Raw genomic sequence first — 18,092 nt, 5'->3', positions numbered from 1 at the left:
CCACCCGCCCGGGGGCGGCGCCGGTCACGGGGTGCCCGACCCGGGTTCCAGGGCGGCGAGCACCTCGGGGCCGAGCATGGTCACGTCGCCCGCGCCCATGGTGAGCACCAGGTCGCCCTCGCGCACGAGCCCGGCGACCAGGCCGGGTACGCGGTCGAAGGCGGGTTCGTAGTGCACCTGACCGGCGGGCAGGTCGACGGCGTCGGCGACGAGCGCGCCGCTGACACCGGGCTCGGGCTCCTCGCGGGCGCCGAACACGTCGAGCACGACGACCTCGTCGGCCAGGGACAGGGCGGCGCCGAACTCGCGCGCGAACGTCTTGGTGCGCGAGTACATGTGCGGCTGGAACACCACTACGACGCGCCCGTCGCCCGCGGCGGGCCGGACCGCGCGCAACTGGGCGTCGACCTCCGTGGGGTGGTGGGCGTAGTCGTCGTAGACGCGCACCCCCGCCGCCGCGCCCTTGTACTCGAACCGCCTGCGCACGCCGCCGAACGCGGCGATGCCCGCGCCCAGCCCGGCCAGCGGGGCGCCCAGCTCCAGCCCGGCCAGCAGCGCGGCGAGCGCGTTGCCCGCCATGTGCTCACCGGGCACCGCGACGCCCAGCTCGATCTCCTGGCCGTCCAGCGACACCCGGGCCAGGCCACCGCCGTCGGCGGGCCGGTAGTCCAGCAGCGTGGCGTCGCCCGGCGCGGTGGCGGCCCGGCCGTAGCGGCGCACCCGCAGGCCCTTGGCGGCGGCCCGCGCGGCCAGCGCCACGGCACCGGGGTCGTCCGCGCAGGTGATCAGCACACCGCCGGGGGCGAGCCGGTCGAGGAACCGGTCGAACACGGCCACGTAGGCGTCGACGGTGCCGTGGTGGTCGAGGTGGTCGGCCTCGACGTTGGTTACCACCGCGACCGACGGGGTGAAAGCCAGGAACGACCCGTCGCTCTCGTCGGCCTCGGCGACGAAGATCCCGCCGGTGCCGTGGTGGGCGTTGGCGCCGGACTCGTTGAGGTCGCCGCCGATGGCGAACGACGGGTCCAGGCGGCAGTGCTGCAACGCCACGGTGAGCATCGACGTGGTCGACGTCTTGCCGTGGGTGCCCGCGACGCACGCGACGCGGTGCCCCGCCATCAGCGCGGCCAGCGCCTCCGACCGGTGCAGCACGGGCAGGCCGCGCCGCCGCGCCTCGACCAGCTCCGGGTTGGTCTCCTTGATCGCGGTGGACACCACGACCGCGGTGGGACCGCCGGGCAGCAGGTCGAGGTTGTCGGCCGCCTGCCCGACGGCGATGCGCGCGCCCTGGGCCCGCAGCGTCAGGAACGCGCGGGTCTCCTTGGCGTCGGAGCCGGACACCGCGTGGCCGCGGGCGAGCAGGATGCGGGCGATGCCGCTCATGCCCGCGCCGCCGATGCCGACCAGGTGCGCGCGGTCGAGCGGGTCGACCTGGCGCGCGCGGTCGAGCGGGCCGCTCACGACGAGCGGCCCGAGTGTTTGAACGCCGCGTCGAGGACCATGCGGGCCAGCACGTCGGCGGCCTCGCGGTGCCCGGTGCCGCGCGCGGCGGTGGCCATGTCGACCTGCCTGCGGTGGTCGGTGAGGATCGGGACGACCAGCTCGGCGACCTTCGACGGGGTGAAGTCGGCGTCGTCGACCAGCAGCGCGCCGCCGTTGCGCACGACCGGCTTGGCGTTGTGCGCCTGCTCGCCGTTGCCGATCGGCAGCGGCACGTAGACGGCGGGCAGGCCCACCGCCGACACCTCGGCCACCGTCATGGCGCCCGCCCGGCACACGACGGCGTCGGCCGCCGCGTAGGCCAGGTCCATGCGCTCCAGGTAGGACACCGTGACGTACGGCGGCCTGCCGGGCACCGACTGCACCGCGAGGGTGTGCTTGGGGCCGTGCGCGTGCAGCACGCCGATGCCCGCGTCGGCCAGGTCGCGCGCCGCGCCGGAGACCGCGTTGTTGATCGTGCGGGCGCCCTGCGAGCCGCCGAACACCAGCAGCGTCGGGGCGTGCGGGTCGAGGCCGAAGAACTCCCGGGCCCGGGCGCGCAGCGCGGCCCGGTCCAGGTTGATGATCGACTCGCGGAGCGGGATGCCGATCACCTCGGCGTCGGGCAGGCCGGAGTCCTCGACGGCGACCGCGACCCGCTCGGCGAACCGGGCGCCGACCTTGTTGGCCAGGCCGACCTTGGCGTTGGAGTCGTGCACGATGATCGGCACCCGGCCGCGGGCGGCCAGGTAGGCGGGCAGCGCCACGTAGCCGCCGAAGCCGACCACGACGTCGGCGCCGACCCGGTCGAGCACGTCACGGGTGGTCTTGACCGCCGAGCGCACGCGCAGCGGCAGCTTGAGCAGGTCGAAGTTCGGCTTCCGGGGCATGGGGACGGGCGGGATCATCTCCAGCGGGTAGCCGCGCGCGGGGATGATGGTCTTCTCCAGGCCGCGCTCGGTCCCCAGCGCGACCACTCGGGCGTCCGGGCGCAGCCGCCGGACCGCGTCGGCCAGCGCCAGCGCGGGCTCGATGTGCCCGGCCGTGCCACCCCCCGCGACCACCACGCACGGGCCCTTGCGGGTCGGCTGACTCCCACCGGTGGGACCAACGGTCAACGACGTCCTCCTTTAGGTGCCCGCGGGTTACCGCGGGTTGCCTTCTGCCGGGCCTGGGGCGCACCCGCCCGGCTGTATCCCTGTCGTTCCGGGGCCCGCCTGCGACCCTCCGCCTGCGGCACGTTCCGACGGGGCGGAACGCCCCCGCGCCGGTCGGCGCCCCGCGGCGGGGCGGTCGGTCGGGCGGGCTTGCGCTTCTTGGGCGGCTGGTACGGGTCCGGCGCGGGCAGCTTCATGAGCTTGCCGAAGCGCCCCGGTCCCTGCGAGCGTAGCGCCGACACCGCCTCGGGCTCGTGCCGCGCGCAGTTGGCCAGGATGCCGAACACCATCATGGTCACCACGACCGAGGTGCCACCCGCGGAGATCAGCGGCAGCGTGATGCCGGTGACCGGCAGGATCCCGATCACGTAGCCGATGTTGATCGCGGCCTGGGCCACCAGCCACACCGTGAGGGTGGCGGCGACCATGCGGATCCACGGGTCGATGTTGCGGGTGGCGATGCGCATGCCGACCACGGCCAGCATCGCGAACAGGCCCAGCACGGCCAGGCAGCCGACGAAGCCGAGCTCGTCGCCGATGAGCGCGAAGATGAAGTCGTTGTGGATGTTGGGCAGGAAGTTCCACTTGGACGGTCCCTGCCCGAGGCCCCGGCCGAAGAACCCGCCGTCGGCCAGCGCGAGCTTGGCCTGCTGGGCCTGGAACGCCTTGCCGCTGAGGTCCTTGTCCGGGCTGAGGAAGCTCAGCACGCGGTCGAGGCGGTAGGTGGTGCCGACCGCGAGGAGCGCGACGCCCGCGATGCCCCCGGCGGCGAGCGCGCCGAAGAGCCGCATCGGGGCGCCCGCGAACCACAGCAGGGCGGTGAGCACGATGCCGAGGGTGATCGTGCCGCCGAGGTCGGGCTGGAGCATGACGAGCGCGAACATCAGCAGCGCCACCGGGAGCACGGGCACCAGCAGGTGCCGGTACTTGTGCAGCACGGCCTTCTTGGTGACCAGCACGTGCGCGCCCCACAGCGCCAGCGCCAGCTTGCACAGCTCGATGGGCTGGAAGGAGATGGGGCCCAACCGGAACCAGCTCTGCGCGCCGTTGCTCTTGACGCCCAACGGGGTCAGCACGACCGCGAGCAGCACCAGGCCCACGACGATCGAGGACGGGCTCAGCGCGCGGATGCGGGCCAGGGGGACCCGCAGGCACACCCAGAACAGCACCGCGCCGATGAGGACGTAGAGCAGCTGCTTCTTGAAGACCGTGTAGAGGCCCGCGCCGGTGTTGAGCGACACCACCGGCGACGCGGACAGCACCATGACCAGGCCGAGCACGGTCAGCAGCGTGAAGATCGCCAGCACCACGTGGAAGGAGGCCAGCGGCCTGCCCAGCCAGCCGGTGAGCGCGACGCGGATGGCGCTGACCCGGCGGGGGACGCGCGAGGCCCGCCGCGGCCGGGCGGGCGCGGTGTCCGGGACGGCGACCATCACCGACCCCCGGCGGGGCCGCTGTCCCTCTCGCCGCGCCACCGGTCGACCGCGGCGACGAACGCGTCGCCGCGGTGGGCGTAGTTGGCGTACATGTCCAGGGAGGCGGCGGCGGGCGCGAGCAGTACGACATCACCCGATCGTGCCATTGCGCCTGCCGCGCGGACCGCTGCGATCATGGCCTCATCGTCTCCCGGAGCCACCCGCTCGACGGGGACATCCGGGGCGTGTCGCGCCAGTGACGCGGCGAACACGCCCGCGTCCGCGCCCAGCAGCACCACCCCGCGCAGCCGCCCGGCGACCCGCTGGACCAGGTCGTCCACGCTCGCGCCCTTGAGCTGGCCGCCCGCGACCCACACCACCGACCCGAAGGCCAGCAGCGAACCGGCGGCGGCGTGCGGGTTGGTCGCCTTGGAGTCGTTGACGAACTCGACGCCGTCGACGGCGCCCACCGGGACCGCGCGGTGCGCGCCGGGCACGAAGGCGCGCAAGCCCTCGCGGACGGCCTCCGGCGGCACGCCGTGCGCGCGGGCGAGCGCGGCGGCGGCGAGCGCGTTGGCGACGTTGTGCGGTCCGGCCGGTCGCACGTCGGCCAGCGCGGCGAGTTCCTCGGCCGCGTTGGCCGGGTCGGCGACGAGAGCCCGGTCCACCAGCAGGTCCTCGACGAGCCCGAGCTCACCGGGCCGGGGCACGCCCAGGCCGAAGCCGACCCGGGTGCCGTCGTGCTCCGCGGCCAGTCGGGTCGACCACTCGTCGGCGAGGTTGTGCACCACGGTTTTGGCGCCGTTGTGCGCGCGGCCCTTGGCGCGCGCGTACTCCTCTAGGGACCCGTGCCAGTCGAGGTGGTCCTCGGCGACGTTGAGCACCACCGAGGCTTCCGCGCGCAGGGAGGACTGCCAGTGCAGTTGGAAGCTGGACAGCTCCACTGCCAAGACCTCGTGCCCGGCGCGGATGGCGTCGACCACGGGCAGGCCCACGTTCCCGCACGCGACCGCGTTGAGACCGGCGGCCTTGAGGATCGACTCCAGCATGCAGACGGTGGTGGTCTTGCCGTTGGTGCCGGTCACGACCAACCACGCGGGCGGTTCCGGCAGCCGGGCCGACATCCGCCAGGCCAGCTCGATCTCGCCGATCACCTCGACGCCCGCGGTCGCGGCGGCGACCAGCAGGGGGCTGGTCGGGTGCCAGCCGGGGCTGGTGACCACGAGGTCGGTGCCCGGTGGCGGTTCGGCCAGGCCCGGGACGAGCGCGGCGCCGGTGTCGGCGAGTTCGGCCAACCGGTCGGCGTTCGCGTCGGTCACGGTGACCTCGGCGCCCATCGCGACCAGCGCGGCGGCCACCGAGCGCCCCGTCACCCCGGCACCGGCCACCAGGACCCGGCGACCGGTGACCAGGCCCGCCCAATGCTCCCCGGGGGTCACCGGCCTCCGCCCGCGGCGAGCCAGTCCGCGTAGAACAGGCCGAGGCCGAACATCGCGCAGACGCCCGCCAGCAGCCAGAACCGGATGATGACCGTGGTTTCCGCCCACCCGGCGAGCTCGAAGTGGTGGTGGAACGGCGCCATCCGGAACAGGCGTCTGCGGGTGGTGCGGAAGATCGCGATCTGCAGCACCACGGAGACCATCTCGACCACGAACAGACCGCTGATCACGATCATCAGCAGCTCGGTGCGGGTGGCCATGGACAGACCCGCGACCAAGCCGCCCAGCGCCAGCGAGCCGGTGTCGCCCATGAAGATCTTCGCGGGCGCGGCGTTCCACCAGAGGAAGCCGATGCACGCGCCCATCGCCGCCGCGGCGACCACCGCCAGGTCGAGTGGGTCCCGGACGTCGAAGCAGGCCGCCTCGGCCACCCGCGAGCAGTCGTGGCTGAACTGCCAGAACGAGATGACCACGTAGGTGCCCATGACCATCGCCGACGAGCCGCCCGCGAGGCCGTCGAGGCCGTCGGTGAAGTTCACCGCGTTCGACCAGACGCCGACCGCCAGGTAGCAGAAGACGATGAAGCCGATGCCGCCGAAGGAGACGATGGAGATGTCGCGGACGAACGACAGGTTGTCCGAGGCCGGGGTGAGCTGCCGCTCGTCGGGGAAGCGCAGCGCGAGGATGGCGAAGGCGACCGCGACGACCAGCTGGCCGACCAGCTTCGCGGTCTTGTTCAGGCCGAGGTTGCGCTGCTTGCGGATCTTGATGAAGTCGTCCAGGAAGCCGACCAGGCCCAGGCCGGTGGCCAGCATCAGCACCAGCAGGCCGGAGGCGGTGGGGCTGTCGCCGCGCTCGGACATGGCGTTGGCGACGTGCGAGGTGCCGTACCCGGCCCACATGGCGACGATGATCGCCACGCCACCCATCGTCGGGGTGCCGCGCTTGCTCTTGTGGCCCTGCGGGCCCTCCTCGCGGATCTCCTGGCCGAAGCCCTGCCGGGAGAAGACCCGGATCAGGTAGGGCGTCAGCAGGATCGACACGACCATGGCGATCGCCGCGGCGATCAGGATGGACTTCACTGGGCGTCCTCCGCGAGCAGCGCCTCGGCGACCCGCCACAGCGCGGCGGACTTCGACGCCTTCACGAGCACGAGGTCACCCGGCGCCAGTTCGGCGCGCACCAGCGCGACCGCGGCATCGACGTCCGGCACGAGTACCGACTCCTCTCCCCACGAGCCCTCCAGGCTCGCCCCCTGGTGCATGGCGCGGGCTTGGTCGCCCACCACCACCAGGCGGTTGATGTCCAGTCGAACGGCGAGCCTGCCGATCTCGTCGTGCCCCCGCACCGACTCGTCGCCGAGTTCCGCCATCACCCCGAGGACGGCCCAGGACCGGCGGCGGTTGCCTGCCCGCGCCATGGTGGCCAACGTCTTGAGCGCGGCGGTCACCGATTCCGGGTTCGCGTTGTAGGCGTCGTTGATGACGGTGACGCCGTCCGCGCGGGTCGTGACCTCCATGCGGCGGTCGGAAACGCGTTGTGCGCCGGTGAGCCTGTCCGCGACCTCTTGCGGCGTCGCGCCCAGCTCCAGGCCGATCGCGGCGGCGGTGAGCGCGTTGCCGACGTGGTGGGCGCCGTGCAGGCCGAGGGTGACCTGGGCCTCGCCCTTGGGGGTCACCAGGCGGAAGCTCGCGCGGGCCTGGTCGTCGAGGGTGATGTCGACGGCGCGCACGTGCGCGCTCTCGGCGACGCCGACCAGCACGACCCGGGCCCGCGTGCGGCTCGCCATGGCGGCGACCAGCGGGTCGTCGGCGTTGAGCACGGCCACGCCGTCCTCCGGCAGCTGCTCGACCAGCTCGCCCTTGGCCTTGGCGATGTCCTCCCGGGTGCCGAACTCGCCCAGGTGCGCGGTGCCGACGTTGATCACGGCGCCGATCCGCGGCGGGGCGGTGTGGCACAGGGACGCGATGTGGCCGGGTCCGCGCGCGGAGAGTTCGAGCACGAGGTGCTTGGTGTGCTCGTCGGCGCGCAGGACGGTCCAGGGGTGGCCGAGTTCGTTGTTGAACGAGCCCGGGGGCGCCACGGTGGCCCCCGTCGGGGCCAGGACCTGGGCGATGAGGTCCTTGGTGGAGGTCTTGCCGGAGGACCCGGTGACGCCGACGACGGTCAGACCGGCCTCGATGAGCCTGCCCGCGACCAGGCGGGCGATCTTGGCGAGGGCCGCCATGACGGCCGCGCCCGAGCCGTCCTTGTCCGCCGCGAGGGCGAACGCGCGCGTGTGCGCCTCGGACACCGGGGGGACGACCACCGACGGGGCGTCGACCGGGCGGGCGGCCAGCACGGCGACCGCGCCCCGCTCGACGGCCGCGGCGGCGTAGTCGTGGCCGTCGAAGGCCGCGCCGGGCAGGGCGAGGAACAGGCCGCCGGGGGTGACCTCCCGCGAGTCGAACTCGACGGTGCCGGTGACGACCTCGGTCCCGTCCACGTCGTGCAGGGTGCCGCCGACGGCGTCGGCGATCTCGCGCAGGGTAAGTCCGATCATCGGTTCGTGGCTCCCAACCGCTCGCGGATGGCCGCGGCCAGTTCGTCGCGGTCGGAGAACGGGTGCACCACTCCCGCGACCTCTTGTCCGGTTTCGTGCCCCTTGCCCGCGATCACCACAACGTCGCCGGGACGGGCGTTGGCCACGGCGGTCGCGATGGCGAGCCTGCGGTCGCCGATGTCGACGACCTCCCCGCGCTGGCCGTCGGGCACGGCCACCGCGCCCGCCAGCATCGCGGCGCGGATCCGCGCGGGGTCCTCGGAGCGGGGGTTGTCGTCGGTGACGACCAGCAGGTCGCTGCGGCGGGCGGCGGCCTCGCCCATCAGCGGGCGCTTGGCGGTGTCGCGGTCGCCGCCGCAGCCGAGCACCGCGATGACGCGGCCCTCGGTGCGCGCGCGGACCGCGTCCAGGGCGAGCGCGACGGCCTCGGGCTTGTGCGAGTAGTCGACGACGGCGGTGAAGTCCTGCCCGAGCGCGACGCGCTCCATCCGGCCCGGGACGCGCACCTCGGCCAGACCGCGGACGATGGCCTCCAACGGCACGTCCACCGCGTGCAGGACACCAGCGGCGAGCAGCGCGTTGGCGATGTTGAACGGACCCGGGATCGGCAGGGTCGCGCGCACCGGGCCGCTGTGCGGGGGGTGCAGCAGGAAGGACTGCTCACCGGTGCGGGAGACCTCGACCTCGGAAGCGGTCCAGGACGCGTCGCCGGTGGTCGAGACGGTGACCGTCTCCGGTCTGACCAGCCTGCGGCCCCACTCCTGGTCGACGCAGACCACCTCGGCGGCGGAGCGGCCGTCGAACAGCAGCGCCTTGGCCTGGAAGTAGTCCTCCATGTCCCGGTGGAAGTCGAGGTGGTCCTGGGACAGGTTGGTGAACGCGCCGACGGCGAAGCGGGTGCCGGAGACCCGGCCCAGGCTCAGCGCGTGGCTGGAGACCTCCATCGGCACGTGCGTGACGCCGCGCTCGAGCATCACGGCGAACAGCGCCTGCAGGTCCGGGGCCTCGGGGGTGGTGAAGGCGCTGGCCAGCCGGGCGCCCGCGATGCGGGTCTCGACGGTGCCGATCAGGCCGGTGGTGATCCCGGCGGCGACCAGGCCCGCGTCGACCACGTGGCTGGTGGTGGTCTTGCCGGACGTGCCGGTCACGCCGAGCACGCGCAGCGCCAGTGACGGCTCGCCGTAGACCCACGCGGCCACGGGGCCGAGCGCGGCCCTCGGGTCGGGGTGCACGAGCACGGGCACGCCCGCGTCGCGCACGGCGGGGCGCTCGGCGCCCGCCTGGTCGGTGAGCACCGCGACGGCGCCCGCGGCCACGGCCTGGGCGGCGAAGTCGGCCCCGTGCGCGCGGGCACCGGGCAGAGCGGCGAAGAGGTCTCCGGGGAGGACATGCTGTGCGCGCAGCGTCGCGCCCGTCACGACCACATCGGACGACCGGGCCGCGGTGCGGCTGCCGGTGTCGTGGCCGGTTCCGGCGCCCTCGACCGCGGTCAAGCGCGCGTCCGCGCGCGCGAGCAACGCGGCGAGCGGCACGGGCTGGGTCCGGGTGGGGCGAGGCGGCGCTGTGACAGCCTTGCCTTCGAGCTTGGCGGGCACGTCGCGGAAGGCTACCCGCGCACGCAGGGCGACCACGCGGCCCCTCGATCGCGGGCCCCCGAGGGGATGCGGTAGGCGACCGAGCGGTGGCCGCCCCCGCCCGCCCCGGTGCTCATCCCCCACCGATCGACTTGACCCTGTTTTCGCACGTCAAACCCGGTTTCGAGCCACCTGGTTCGAACATGCGTTCACTCGGATCCGCGTACGGCCGCGGTCATTCCCCGCCGTCGCCGCCGACCGTCCCGCGCGGACGATCACGGCTGGACCAGGGGCACGATCGGGGCCTGCTCCTTGGACAGCGGGATGTTGTAGCGCTGGGTCAGGAACGCGGCCACGTCGTGGAAGAACGGCGCGGCCGAGTGTCCGTCCGATGTGGAGTACACGGGCGTGTCGTAGACCATGCCCACCACGAACCGCGGGTCGTCCGCGGGCAGGATGCCCGCGAAGGTGATCCAGTACTTGCTGTCGCTGTAGCGGCCGATCGTCTGGTCGTACTGCTGCGCGGTGCCCGTCTTGCCCGAGATCTGGTAGCCGGTCACCGCGGCACCCGGCGCCGTGCCGCTGTTGCCACCGGGTGCCTTCTGCATCACCGCGCGCAGCATGTCGCGCGCGGTGCGGGCGGTTTCCGGGCCCACCACGCGCACGCCCTCGGGTCGCGGCTCCTCGATCCGGGTGCCGTCCGGGGCGATCCTGGCCTTCACGATCCGGGGCGGCACGCGCACGCCGTCGTTGGCCAGCGCCTGGTACATCCCGGCCATCTGCAGCACGGTCATCGACAGGCCCTGGCCGATGGGCAGGTTGCCGAAGGTGCTGCCGGACCACTGGTTCCGCGCGGGCAGCCGCCCGGCGCTCTCGCCCGGCAGGCCGACGCCGGTGCGCTTGCCGAGGCCGAGCCGCTCCAGCATGTCGGCGAAGCGGTCCGGACCGACCTGCTGGGCCAGCAGCAGCGTGCCGACGTTGGAGGACTTGGCGAAGATGCCCGCGGTGGTCATGTTGAGCCGACCGTGCGACCACGCGTCGCCGACCGTGCGGTCGGCCACCTGGATGGACCCGTTCACCGCGTGCATGGCGTCGGGGGTGGTGACCCCGTACTCCAGCGCGGCCATCGCGGTGACGACCTTGTTCACCGACCCCGGCTCGTACGGCGTGGTCACCGCCGGGTCGTTGAGCGCCTGCCCGCCCGGCGAGGTCGACGGGTCGAACGTCTTGTCGTTGGCCAGCGCGTAGACCTCGCCGGTCTTGGCGTCGAGCACCACCACGCTCGCGCTCTTGGCCCCGCTGCGCTTGGCGTACTCGGCGGCCTTCTGCTGCACGAAGTACTGCAGGTCGGCGTCGATGGTCAGCTCGACGTCCGAGCCGTCCACGGCGGGTTTCACGTCCCGGCCGGAGCCGGGCAGGACCACGTCGGAGCCGCCCTCGGTCTCCACGACCTGGCTGCCGGGCGTGCCCGAGAGCTCGGAGTCCCGCAGCATCTCCAGGCCGAAGAGGCCGTGCAGGTTCTGCTTCTCGGCGGGGTCGTTCATCCGCCAGTTCGCGTACCCGATCACGTTGGCGGCCAGCGACCCGCCGGGGTACTCCCGCCGGGCCCGGGCCTCCAGGTTGAGGTCGGGGTGCAGGTCGGAGAGCTCCCGGGCCTTGGCCGGTTCGACGTTGTTGGCCAGGTACACGTAGGAGTTGTCCGACCGCAGCTTGGTCAGCAGCTCCGGCTCGGACACCGCCGACCCCAGGATCCGCGCCATGTCCCGGGCGATGTTCGCGGTGTCGTCGTCGAACGACAACTGCTTGTTGGGCGCCAGCTTCTTGTTGGCCTCCGCGGTCCGCGCCCGCATCGCCTTGGGGCGGTAGGCGATGGACCGGGTCTCCACGCTGAAGGCCAGCTCCACCCCGTTGCGGTCCACAATGGACCCGCGGGTGGCGGCGATCGGGATCCGGGTGATCCGCTGCTTGGCGGCCTGCGCCGCCAGCGCCTCGGACTGGAAGCCCTGGACCTGCACCAACTTCAGCCCGGCCACCACCAGGGCGGCGATCAGCAGGAACCGCGTGACCACCACCCGCACCCGGTGGTCCGACCCAGCCGCCCGCTTGCCGACCCGCCGCATCCGGCCGGGCGAGACCCGTTCCCGGACGGCCACACCGCCCTTGCCCGGGCCCTGCTTCCCACGGGGCCGTCCCTGCCCGCTCTCGGGACGCCACCCCCCGTTTCCACTAGTACGGCCCCCACCCGCACGCCCGGCAATCCCCCGCCCATCACGCGCTCCGGCACCACCGGCACCACGCCCGGCGCTCACGCTCCGGGCAGTCCCGCCCGCGCGCCCGCCGGCATCACGACCCGCTCCACCGGCGCCACCACGCCCGCTCACCGCGCGCGGCTCACCCGCGCGCCCAACTCCGCCCCGGGGATCCCCCGCGCGTCCGCCCCCGGCCCGGCCACGCGCGTCACCGGCGGCACCCCCGCCGATCCGCCGCTCGTTCCCCCGCCCCGCACCGCGCCCGTCGTCCCCACGGCCACCACCCACGTCCCCGACTCCCCGCTGCTCGCCACCACGCCCTGCGCCCCGCTGACCGGCTCCCCCCGCCCCAGCGCGACCGGTTCCACCCGCCCCGCGTCCGGTGGAACCCGCTTGCCCGGCACGCCGCGCCCCGGAGCCGCCCGGCACGGCCCCACCGCGCGCGGACCTCCGGTTGGTGCCACCGTCCCGGCCGTCGTGGTCCCCGCGGCCGCCCTGCCCAGAACTGTCCCGTCCCATCACGACCACCTTCGTCCCCGCACCGCACCGGACAGTTCAACGCACCGATCACCCAGGCCCGCACCACGACGCCCCGGCCACCCATCGCCCCGGACAACGCGCCCGCCGACCCGCTCGCTCTTTCGATCCCGGGGACCAACGCCCCGACTTCGGGTACCCCGCGCCCCGCACGCCGCCCAGCGCGGATCGCGACCGCCCGCGACACCGGCGGAGTTCACTCGCCCACCGGCGAAGGCCACCCACCGGCCGACGCGATCGGCGGCATTCCCGCCCGGCATCCGCCGCCACGCGTCGGCGCGAAGTCGGCCGCCCGTCGCGGTCCCCGGCGTTGTCCCGCTCGACAAGGGCCTACCAGGGGCACCGGCCGGTGCGGGCAGGCCACGGATGGTGTGGGAGTGATCGCGCTCGGTGGTCGGTTCCGCGCGCACGCCGGTGCTGTGCCGTCGCATGGCACGACCAGTGCGCACAGCGCTCTCCCCGCCCTCGCCGGCCCGCGCTCCCACACCGGCCACCGGTGTGCCGACCGGCGCTCCACTGTGGAGCACGGCAAGCACCTGTCCGTCCACACCGGTTCCCGGTCCGCCCCGGGTCCCGCTGCCCGTCCCCGCCGTCGAGGACGGCCGGGTCTACCTCGCCCCGTCAGCCACCACCGGTGCCCGGCTGGGGGTTCCCCTCCGGCGCGGGCGGTGTCCCGGCCGGGGGCTGTTCCCCCGCCGGGGGCTGCTGGCCCGGGTCCGGCTGGGTCGGGTCCGGTGTGGCCGGTGCCGGTGCCGCGGGCTTCGGCGTGCCGACGACCTTGATCCGCCCGTCGGGGGTGACCACGAGCCACGCGGCGTCGCCCGCGGGCACCATGCCCAGGGCGCGGGCGCGGTCGGCCAGCGCGGGCGCCGACTCCTGCTTGGCCACGTCCTGCTGCAACCGCTCCACCTGCTCGGCCAGCAGGGTGGCCGCCTGCTTGGCGCCCTCCAGCCGGTACGAGTCGGCGACGGCCTGGGTGGTCAGCCACAGCGTCGCGGCGACGCCGACGACCAGCAGGCTGATGATCAGCACCACGAAGCTCGCGCGGCCGGAGGTGTTCTCCTGGGTGGCCGCGGCGCGCGCGGTGGAGTGCGACCGGGCCGCGCCGTCCCGCTGCGGACGGCGGGCGCGTTCGACGACGCCGGGACGGCGCTCAACCGCGGGGGGCGCGTCCAGCACCTCGACGCCACTACGCCCGCGCGCCGCGGATCTGCGCGGTGCGGTGCCCTCGGTCTTCTTCCGCGCACCCGTCCGCGTGGCGCCCCCGCGCCCCGCGGTCGAGCCCGCCGAACCACGCGTCCCCAACCCCAACCCCCCGCTTACCCCGGCCCGCCACCCCGACGGACCCCGCGTCCCCGCACCGGGACGGTCTCGCTCCACCTCGCCCGAGTCACCCTCAGGCGGTTCCCCGTCCCACTCGAGCCCGGGTTCGTCATCCCCACCGGATCGGTGGGTCGCGTCCACCTCGGACGGGGCGGGCACGACCTGCTCGACCCCGCCGTCCTCCGGATCGGTCCCGCTCTCGTCGCGCCGGGACCGCGGGTCCTCGGGCTCGGTCGGGCTCGGCGCCCGCCGCCCGAGCCGCCAGAAACCCCCGGGCTGCACGCGCTCGGTGGCGCGGCGGCGCCGGGGGACGCGGGGCGCCGGTTGTTCATCGCCGGGACGGCGGGACTGCTGCGGCAGGTGCGCGGAATCGGTGCCGGGCACGGTGGTCATGTGGCCTCCCGGATTCGTTCCGCGGCGCGGAGCCGGACGGACTGGGCGCGGGCGTTGGCCGCGACCTCCCGCTCGTCGGCGACCTCGGCGCCGCGGGTGAGCAGGCGGAAGTACGGGCGGTGCTCGGGCAGTTCGACCGGCAGGCCCGGCGGCGTCGTCGACTTGGCCAGGTCGGTCAGGCACCGCTTGACGATGCGGTCCTCCAGGGACTGGTACGACTCCACGACGATCCGGCCACCCACCCGCAGCGCGGACAGGGCGGCCGGGATGGCGCGCCGCAGGACGTCCAACTCGGCGTTGACCTCGATGCGCAGCGCCTGGAACGTGCGCTTGGCCGGGTGGCCGCCGGTGCGGCGGGTCGCGGCGGGCACGGCCGCGTACAGCAGTTCCACCAGCCGGGCGCTGGTGGTGAACGGCTCGCGGTCGCGTTCGGCCACGACGGCCTTGGCGATGCGGGAGGCGAAGCGCTCCTCGCCGTAGTCGCGCAGGACGCGGGTGAGGTCGCCCGCGGTGTAGGTGTTGAGCACGTCGGCCGCGGTCTGCCCCGTGGTCTGGTCCATCCGCATGTCCAGCGGGGAGTCCCGGGCGTAGGCGAAGCCGCGGTCGGCCACGTCGAGCTGCATGGACGACACGCCGAGGTCGAACAGCACCGCGTCCACCCGGGACAGTCCCAGCCCGGACAGCGCCTCGGGGAGTCCGTCGTAGACGGTGTGCACGAGGTGCACCCGGTCGCCGTGCCTGGCCAGCCGCTCCCGGGACCTGGCCAGCGCGTTCGGGTCCCGGTCGAGGCCGACCAGGACCAGCTCCGGGTGCGCGGACAGCAGCGCGTCGGAGTGCCCGCCCAGGCCGAGGGTGGCGTCGACCAGCACCGCGGGTCGGTCGGCCAGGACCGGGGCGAACAGCTCGATGATGCGCTCCAGCAGCACCGGCTCGTGCCGTGGCTGCTCCGTCATGGGCACACCTCGGTGCCGACGACCACGGAGCTCACCAGGTCGCCCGCGGCGGGCGGGCGGTCACCGTCGCGGGGCGCGTCCACCAGCCGCCAGGCGTAGTCGCGGTCGTCCCGCTCGCGGGCGTGGCGGGGGCGGGTGGGTTCATCCTCGACCAGGGTGACCCCGCGGCCGTGGGCCGGGTCGGGCTTGGCGTGCGCGCCGGTGCCCGGCACCAGCCGCAGCGGCCGGTCGACCGCCCGGGAGTCGGTGTCGGACCGCGGGTCGTGCGACTTGTACGACGTCGGCGGGTCCGCGGCGATTGGGCGCGCGGGGGCCGGACCGGTCCCTGCACGCGCTCTCATCGCCGAACCTCTCTCCCACGCACCGCCCGGACACAACGGGTGCCGCCAGGTCCCCGCCCGCTCGTCGGACCTGGCACCGGGGAAGGTGTGCCAGGGCCGAAAGCGAGCGGACCGAGGCCTCACGGCACCCGTGCCTTCTCTCGTCCCAGACCCGTCAGAACACTCCGGGCAGGACCTCCTCCCGGGCCTGGGCGTAGCTCTCCTCGTGCTCGTCCAGGTAGGTCTGCCACGCCTGCGCGTCCCAGATCTCCAACCTGGTGATCGCCCCGATGACCACGCAGTCCTTGGTCAGGCCCGCGTACTTGCGCAGTTCCGGTGCGATCGCGACCCGCCCCTGGCCGTCGGGTCGCTGTTCGTCCGTTCCGGCGAACAGGTACCGCTGGTAGGCGCGGACCGCTTCGTTCGTCAGGGGTGCCGCGGCGACCTTGCGTGCCATGTCCTCGAACTCCGCGCGCGGGAACACGTAGAGGCAGTGATCCTGACCCTTCGTGACCATCAACCCACCCGCGAGCGCTTCCCGGAACTTGGCGGGCAGTGTGAGCCGCCCTTTGTCGTCGAGCTTGGGGGTGTGCGTGCCGAGGAACATCCCGACACCCACCTCCCCACCGATACCGATCGCATCGGCCATGGAGCCCCCGTGTGCCCCACTTGGCGCCACAGTACCCCACTTTTCACCACAGTCAACGCGAATCGCGTGGGTTCCGGCGCCGCTCCATCAGCGTTTTCCCAGCTAGAGTGCGGGTGGGCGCGGTGGGGCGCGGTGGGGGGCATGACCGGCTCGGGTTACCCGGGAGCCGTCCCGGAAAGCGTGAAACGAACTTCGAAACGGCGTCACGAATCGCGCGAACCGCATGTCACGGCCATGAGTGGGGTGTCGTGGGGGACCCGGGGGCGGCCCGGTGGGGCGTCGTGGGGCGGTCGCCGCGCTCACCCATTCGGGTAGCGCTCGCGCCGTCGCACCCCGATCACGCAGAGTCAACGAACTCGGCGGTCCACCCACGGCCGTCCGGCCCAGCACCCGCCACCGGACCGCCCACGCCACCCCACGGGCCGCCCGGCGGGACGCGGCGGACACCGCCGCCGGACCAACCCCGGCGGGGGCCGCGCGTCCTACTCGACGCAGTCCGTCACAGGTGGGTTCCGGGCGGCGCGGGCACCGGTGGACCGGCCCGAGGGCCCGCCCGGCGGACAACCTGTGGAACCCCGGTCGCCCGCACCCCGTACGACCTACCCTGGCAAGATCGGACCGGCGCGGACCGCGCGGCGGCGCCGTGGACGACGTTGGGTACTTCGCCCTTGTTTGACACACTTCATGGCAGGCTGTCGCGGCCACACCCCGGTGTGGCGGGCGATTGTCCGGGCGCGGGCCACCAGCCCCCGTCCCGGCGGGCCCCGGTGGCGCCGGGCGAGCCGGACAGCCGCCGAGATACCAGGAGGTCGCGTGACGTCGAGTACCCCGCCCACCGCTCTGCCCGGTAGCCACTACCCGGGTCCGGGCGGCGAGCCGTTCGCGGGGCAGAACGGGCCCTACGCGCCTCCCGGGCACCAGCACGCGCCGCAGCCGCACCCCGGCCAGCAGGCGCCGCAGCCGCACCCGGCGCAGTACGCCCCCGCCCAGCACGCCCCGCAGCACGGCCAGCACGGCGCGGGCCAGCACGGCACCGGTCAGCACGCGCCGGTGCCCGCGGGCCCCGGCGGCAAGCTGGAGGAGCTGCACGCGATCACCCAGCGGATCGCGGCGAACGTGGAGCGGGTGCTGGTCGGCAAGCCCGAGGTGGTGCGCATCGCCCTCGTCGCGCTGCTGGCCGAGGGCCACCTGCTGGTCGAGGACGTGCCCGGGGTCGGCAAGACCTCGCTGGCCAAGGCGCTGGCCCGGTCCATCGACTGCTCGGTCAGCCGCATCCAGTTCACCCCGGACCTGCTGCCCAGCGACGTCACCGGGGTCTCGATCTTCAACCGGCAGACCAACGAGTTCGAGTTCCGGCCCGGCCCGGTGTTCGCCAACATCGTGGTCGGCGACGAGATCAACCGCGCCTCCCCCAAGACCCAGTCCGCGCTGCTGGAGTGCATGGAGGAGCACCAGGTCACCGTCGACGGCAACACCTACGAGCTGCACTCGCCGTTCATGGTGATCGCCACGCAGAACCCGATCGAGATGGAGGGCACCTACGCGCTGCCCGAGGCCCAGCGCGACCGGTTCACCGCGCGGGTGTCCATCGGCTACCCGGACCCGCAGGCCGAGCTGGCCATGGTCGACGAGCACGCGGGCCACGACGTGTTCGCCACGCTGCGCCCGGTCTCCGACGCCGACCAGGTGCGCGCGATGATCGAGACGGTGCGCGCGGTGCAGATCACCCAGGAGGTGCGCCGCTACGCCGTCGAGGTCGTCTCGGCCACCCGCAGGCTCTCGGAGATCCGGATCGGCGCCTCGCCCCGCTCCACGCTGCACCTGGTGCGCGCGGCCCGGGCGCAGGCCGCGCTGTCGGGCCGCGAGTACGTGGTGCCCGACGACATCCACTCCGTCGCGATCCCGGTGCTGGCCCACCGCCTGGTGCTCACCCCGGAGGCGCAGGCCTCGCGCCGCTCCCCCGCCGAGCTCGTCCGCGGCCTGATCCAGCGGGTGCCGGTGCCCCAGGCGACGCCGGAGGGCGGCGCGCAGTGGTCCACCGCCCGCGGGCGCTGAGGGGCAG

14 protein-coding genes are annotated in these 18,092 nt (G+C 74.1%); 1 reads left to right on the top strand and 13 read right to left on the bottom strand.

Annotated elements, in window-relative coordinates:
- Positions 1-24: 24 nt before the first annotated feature.
- From murC to mraZ, 13 genes are all read right to left on the bottom strand, one after another.
- Entirely contained in the window at positions 25-1,461 is a 1,437-nt protein-coding gene (murC, locus tag CLV40_RS15685; protein WP_104479636.1) for a UDP-N-acetylmuramate--L-alanine ligase, read from the bottom strand.
- The gene (gene murG, locus CLV40_RS15680) at positions 1,458-2,597 is read right to left on the bottom strand and encodes an undecaprenyldiphospho-muramoylpentapeptide beta-N-acetylglucosaminyltransferase (RefSeq protein ID WP_104479635.1); all 1,140 of its coding nucleotides are present in this window, start codon (positions 2,595-2,597) and stop codon (positions 1,458-1,460) included. The genes murC and murG overlap by 4 nt, the downstream gene beginning before the upstream one ends.
- Entirely contained in the window at positions 2,594-4,069 is a 1,476-nt protein-coding gene (ftsW, locus tag CLV40_RS15675) for a putative lipid II flippase FtsW (protein ID WP_104479766.1), read from the bottom strand. Before ftsW ends, murG begins: the two co-directional genes overlap by 4 nt.
- Complete coding sequence (murD, locus tag CLV40_RS15670) at positions 4,069-5,463, bottom strand: UDP-N-acetylmuramoyl-L-alanine--D-glutamate ligase (RefSeq protein ID WP_104479765.1); 1,395 nt, start codon at positions 5,461-5,463, stop codon at positions 4,069-4,071. Before murD ends, ftsW begins: the two co-directional genes overlap by 1 nt.
- A 23-nt stretch (positions 5,464-5,486) precedes the next feature.
- Entirely contained in the window at positions 5,487-6,572 is a 1,086-nt protein-coding gene (gene mraY, locus CLV40_RS15665) for a phospho-N-acetylmuramoyl-pentapeptide-transferase (RefSeq protein WP_104479634.1), read from the bottom strand.
- The gene (locus tag CLV40_RS15660; RefSeq protein ID WP_104479633.1) at positions 6,569-8,032 is read right to left on the bottom strand and encodes a UDP-N-acetylmuramoyl-tripeptide--D-alanyl-D-alanine ligase; all 1,464 of its coding nucleotides are present in this window, start codon (positions 8,030-8,032) and stop codon (positions 6,569-6,571) included. The genes mraY and CLV40_RS15660 overlap by 4 nt, the downstream gene beginning before the upstream one ends.
- Positions 8,029-9,654 carry a UDP-N-acetylmuramoyl-L-alanyl-D-glutamate--2,6-diaminopimelate ligase gene (locus tag CLV40_RS15655; protein ID WP_245931333.1) on the bottom strand — a complete coding sequence of 542 codons (1,626 nt, stop codon included), beginning with the start codon at positions 9,652-9,654 and terminating at the stop codon, positions 8,029-8,031. The genes CLV40_RS15660 and CLV40_RS15655 overlap by 4 nt, the downstream gene beginning before the upstream one ends.
- 227 nt (positions 9,655-9,881) lie before the next feature.
- The gene (locus CLV40_RS15650) at positions 9,882-11,726 is read right to left on the bottom strand and encodes a peptidoglycan D,D-transpeptidase FtsI family protein (RefSeq protein ID WP_104479632.1); all 1,845 of its coding nucleotides are present in this window, start codon (positions 11,724-11,726) and stop codon (positions 9,882-9,884) included.
- 257 nt (positions 11,727-11,983) lie between these two features.
- The gene (locus tag CLV40_RS38020) at positions 11,984-12,259 is read right to left on the bottom strand and encodes a hypothetical protein (RefSeq protein ID WP_181043525.1); all 276 of its coding nucleotides are present in this window, start codon (positions 12,257-12,259) and stop codon (positions 11,984-11,986) included.
- Positions 12,260-13,013: 754 nt separating this feature from the next.
- Positions 13,014-14,108, bottom strand: a complete 1,095-nt coding sequence (gene ftsL, locus CLV40_RS15640; protein WP_104479630.1) for a cell division protein FtsL — start codon at positions 14,106-14,108, stop codon at positions 13,014-13,016.
- A complete protein-coding gene (gene rsmH, locus CLV40_RS15635; protein ID WP_104479629.1) occupies positions 14,105-15,061 on the bottom strand; it encodes a 16S rRNA (cytosine(1402)-N(4))-methyltransferase RsmH in 957 nt (318 codons plus the stop codon). Before rsmH ends, ftsL begins: the two co-directional genes overlap by 4 nt.
- Complete coding sequence (locus CLV40_RS15630) at positions 15,058-15,402, bottom strand: hypothetical protein (RefSeq protein WP_104479628.1); 345 nt, start codon at positions 15,400-15,402, stop codon at positions 15,058-15,060. Before CLV40_RS15630 ends, rsmH begins: the two co-directional genes overlap by 4 nt.
- Positions 15,403-15,556: 154 nt before the next feature.
- Positions 15,557-15,988 carry a division/cell wall cluster transcriptional repressor MraZ gene (mraZ, locus tag CLV40_RS15625; RefSeq protein WP_104479763.1) on the bottom strand — a complete coding sequence of 144 codons (432 nt, stop codon included), beginning with the start codon at positions 15,986-15,988 and terminating at the stop codon, positions 15,557-15,559.
- 855 nt (positions 15,989-16,843) lie between these two features.
- Between mraZ and CLV40_RS15620 the strand changes: the two genes are divergently transcribed.
- The gene (locus CLV40_RS15620; RefSeq protein ID WP_245931313.1) at positions 16,844-18,085 is read left to right on the top strand and encodes an AAA family ATPase; all 1,242 of its coding nucleotides are present in this window, start codon (positions 16,844-16,846) and stop codon (positions 18,083-18,085) included.
- Positions 18,086-18,092 lie beyond the last annotated feature (7 nt).

The sequence above is a fragment of the Actinokineospora auranticolor genome (assembly GCF_002934265.1).
Taxonomy (GTDB): domain Bacteria; phylum Actinomycetota; class Actinomycetes; order Mycobacteriales; family Pseudonocardiaceae; genus Actinokineospora; species Actinokineospora auranticolor.
The sequence above is the reverse complement of the archived record's forward strand: the minus strand, read 5'-3'. Positions and strand labels throughout refer to the sequence as shown.

Coding starts and splice junctions, on each gene's coding strand:
- CLV40_RS15650 (WP_104479632.1), bottom strand. CDS start 11,726: ATGCGGCGGGTCGGCAAGCGGGCGGCTGGGTCGGACCACCGGGTGCGG.
- ftsW (WP_104479766.1), bottom strand. CDS start 4,069: ATGGTCGCCGTCCCGGACACCGCGCCCGCCCGGCCGCGGCGGGCCTCG.
- ftsL (WP_104479630.1), bottom strand. CDS start 14,108: ATGACCACCGTGCCCGGCACCGATTCCGCGCACCTGCCGCAGCAGTCC.
- CLV40_RS15630 (WP_104479628.1), bottom strand. CDS start 15,402: ATGAGAGCGCGTGCAGGGACCGGTCCGGCCCCCGCGCGCCCAATCGCC.
- mraZ (WP_104479763.1), bottom strand. CDS start 15,988: ATGTTCCTCGGCACGCACACCCCCAAGCTCGACGACAAAGGGCGGCTC.
- rsmH (WP_104479629.1), bottom strand. CDS start 15,061: ATGACGGAGCAGCCACGGCACGAGCCGGTGCTGCTGGAGCGCATCATC.
- CLV40_RS15660 (WP_104479633.1), bottom strand. CDS start 8,032: ATGATCGGACTTACCCTGCGCGAGATCGCCGACGCCGTCGGCGGCACC.